Origin of the sequence: Sphingorhabdus sp. (assembly GCF_044239005.1) — a bacterium.
Lineage (GTDB): Bacteria > Pseudomonadota > Alphaproteobacteria > Sphingomonadales > Sphingomonadaceae > Sphingorhabdus_B.
On record NZ_JBIICH010000177.1, the window covers coordinates 1 to 2,937 of the forward strand.

3 protein-coding genes are annotated in these 2,937 nt (G+C 53.6%); 1 reads left to right on the forward strand and 2 read right to left on the reverse strand.

Going from position 1 to position 2,937, the window contains the following annotated elements; all coding sequences use genetic code 11:
* Positions 1-44: 44 nt before the first annotated feature.
* Positions 45-1,331, forward strand: coding sequence for a citrate synthase (locus tag ACILQA_RS10600; protein ID WP_395629659.1), 1,287 nt, complete (start codon positions 45-47; stop codon positions 1,329-1,331).
* Here the strand turns inward: ACILQA_RS10600 and ACILQA_RS10605 are convergent.
* Both ACILQA_RS10605 and ACILQA_RS10610 read right to left on the reverse strand, forming a co-directional pair.
* Positions 1,317-2,666 (reverse strand): sensor histidine kinase, encoded by a 1,350-nt coding sequence (locus ACILQA_RS10605; RefSeq protein ID WP_395629660.1) that lies wholly within the window; start codon positions 2,664-2,666, stop codon positions 1,317-1,319. The two genes, ACILQA_RS10600 and ACILQA_RS10605, sit on opposite strands and share 15 nt — an antisense overlap.
* Positions 2,663-2,937 (reverse strand): hypothetical protein (locus tag ACILQA_RS10610; RefSeq protein ID WP_395629661.1); only part of this gene is annotated, 275 nt, incomplete at its 5' end. The genes ACILQA_RS10610 and ACILQA_RS10605, both read right to left, overlap by 4 nt.

The window sequence follows — 2,937 nt, forward strand, 5'->3', positions numbered from 1 at the left end:
TTGGGCGGCCCGCTATGTCGGGTAGCAATGTATGGAGTTTGAAAATGGCCGATAATAACGCAACTCTTACCGTTGGCGAAAACAGCTTTGAATTGCCGATCATGAAAGGTTCGGAAGGACCCGACGTCATCGATATCCGCAAATTATATGCCGTGTCAGATCATTTCACTTTCGATCCCGGCTTCACGTCGACTGCAAGCTGCGAATCTGCGCTGACGTTCATTGACGGTGATGAGGGCATCCTTTTGCACCGTGGCTATTCTATTGAAGAGCTTTCGGAACAGTCGAGCTTCATGGAAGTATCATATCTGCTGTTGAATGGTGAACTGCCCAACAAGGCGCAGCTCGATCATTTCAGCCACACCATTTCACGCCACACAATGCTGCACGAGCAGCTGGCGACATTCTACCGCGGTTTCCGCCGTGACGCACACCCAATGGCGATCATGTGCGGTGTAGTCGGTGCGCTATCGGCATTTTATCATGATTCGACCGATATAAGCGACCCAACGCATCGCATGATTTCCAGCCATCGTTTGATTGCCAAAATGCCAACCATCGCCGCAATGGCTTATAAATATTCGGTTGGTCAGCCATTTGTGTATCCGGACAATAGCCTGTCCTACACCGGCAACTTCCTGCGCATGACCTTTGGCGTTCCTGCCGAAGAATATGTTGTGAACCCCGTCATCGAACGTGCGATGGACAGGATTTTCATCCTCCATGCCGACCATGAACAAAATGCATCAACATCGACGGTACGCCTTGCCGGATCATCGGGTGCCAACCCGTTTGCATGTATTGCTGCGGGCATCGCCTGTCTTTGGGGCCCAGCGCATGGCGGCGCGAACGAAGCTGCGCTCAACATGCTGCGCGAAATCGGCACGCCAGACCGCATTCCGCATTACATTGAACGTGCCAAGGACAAGAACGATCCCTTCCGCCTCATGGGCTTTGGGCATCGGGTCTACAAAAACTATGATCCGCGCGCGTCAGTCATGCAGAAAACGGTTCGTGAGGTTCTGACCGAGCTGAACATTACCGACCCAATCTTCGATGTTGCGATGCAGCTTGAAGAAATGGCGCTAAATGACCCATATTTCATCGAAAAGAAGCTGTTCCCGAACGTAGACTTCTATTCCGGTATCATTTTGTCGGCGATTGGTTTCCCGACGGAAATGTTCACCGTGTTGTTTGCACTATCCCGCACCGTGGGCTGGGTTGCGCAATGGAATGAAATGATTTCCGATCCGGCGCAAAAAATTGGCCGTCCGCGTCAATTGTACACGGGTCCAAACCACCGCCCATATCCGGGCCTAGACCAGCGGTAATTGTTGTGGAAGGCGGAGCGTGAATTTAGCGCCTCCGCCTTTTGCAGCCGCAACGGTGAGATCGCCTCCCATCGCGCGTGCCAGGCGTCGTGATATATAGAGACCAAGGCCGCTTCCGCCATCGCCGGTGCGCCCCAGGCGCTCAAATTTTGCAAAAATGCGTTCGTGATTGCTGACGTCAACGCCGGCACCTTGGTCCGACACGGATATATACGCAAATCCATCCTCGGCGCCGACTTCCACCTGAACCTCAGTTCCGTCGGGCGAATATCGAATCGCATTGGTGATAAGGTTCAGCATGATCTGAAGCACGCGCCTATATTCTGCTGTGGCCGTAACATATGCTCGGGCGTCAGGCAGCGAGATCGTAATGCTATGATCTGCAGCTGTTAACGCCAGTAAACCCGCGGCGCGCCGTGCAACGTCGCCTAATTCGATGTCATCCGGCGCGGTCGAAAAGCCTGGTCGCTCGACGGCTTCCAAATCGCTCAGATCCTCAACAATGGCTGTGAGATGTCGCGCCGCATTGGCAATGTCGCGGGCATATGAGGCGTAGTTTTCACGGATTGGCCCCAACAACTCGCTGCCCATCGTTTCGGCATTGGCAATGATACGACCCAATGGTTGCCGAAGAACCGGCGCAAGCTGTTTCCCAAAAAGTGCGCCCGAAGATGATCTATCCGCCTGCGCAAAGTTAGCTACCTCGACCTTCCCGTGTTGGGTAAGGGACAGCGTATAGCCAGAAATCTGCCCAGCGCCCTTACGTTTGGCCTGCCCCCACACCGACATACGAGCATCGTTGAGCGTTCGGACGCTCCGGCGACTGATCGGGAAAAATCTCTCAACATTCTGGAACGCTGGCATGGCGTCCGGGCCAAAAAGCCTGCCGAGTATCACTGTCGCTGAAGAGCCAAAATCTGTATTTTTTACAATGCCTTCAACTGGTCCGCAGGCGTCAACAAGGCGCAAGGCTTGATCAAATCTAAGCGTGACCAGTTCTTGACCTTGATCAGGCCATATATCCCGCGACGTTGGCTTGACCGCAACATTATGAATTTTGCGCCAGCCCAAGATGGAAAGTTTGACGTCCTTGTTAAAAGGCTCGGCTTCCACCCACAGTTCAAGATTGTTTGGTCCATCCGCAACGCAAACAGGGCGCGCGAGCCGCATCCGAAGACCTGCGACCATTTGCGTGAGGCCAAGCAAAGCTGGGCACGCCAGCGTACCGCCCAGATTGCCACCTGCCCGAATATGAAGCTGCTGCAACGCGTCGTCCGCACGCAGCAAGATACCCGCAGACGACACCTCGCATGTGATAGCGCGTGTTAAGTTCATGTTCTGCCAGAACTTAAAAATAGCGACCGAGCAGATGACCAATCACAGATTTGCTGCCGGGCCATTTCAGGAATGAAATGTGTATACTCAGCCTCAAACAGCGCAGCTTCGCGGGCAGAGAGTTTCTGAGAGCGCAAATCGATCATCGTCTGCAGAGCCGCATGCTTTGGAAAGCCGGCGGCGGCCAACATGACCATCATCGGAAATGCAGACTCAAAATCTATCAACCGAAGGATATGATCATGCCCGATATTCAGGTCTGCGCTGAGAT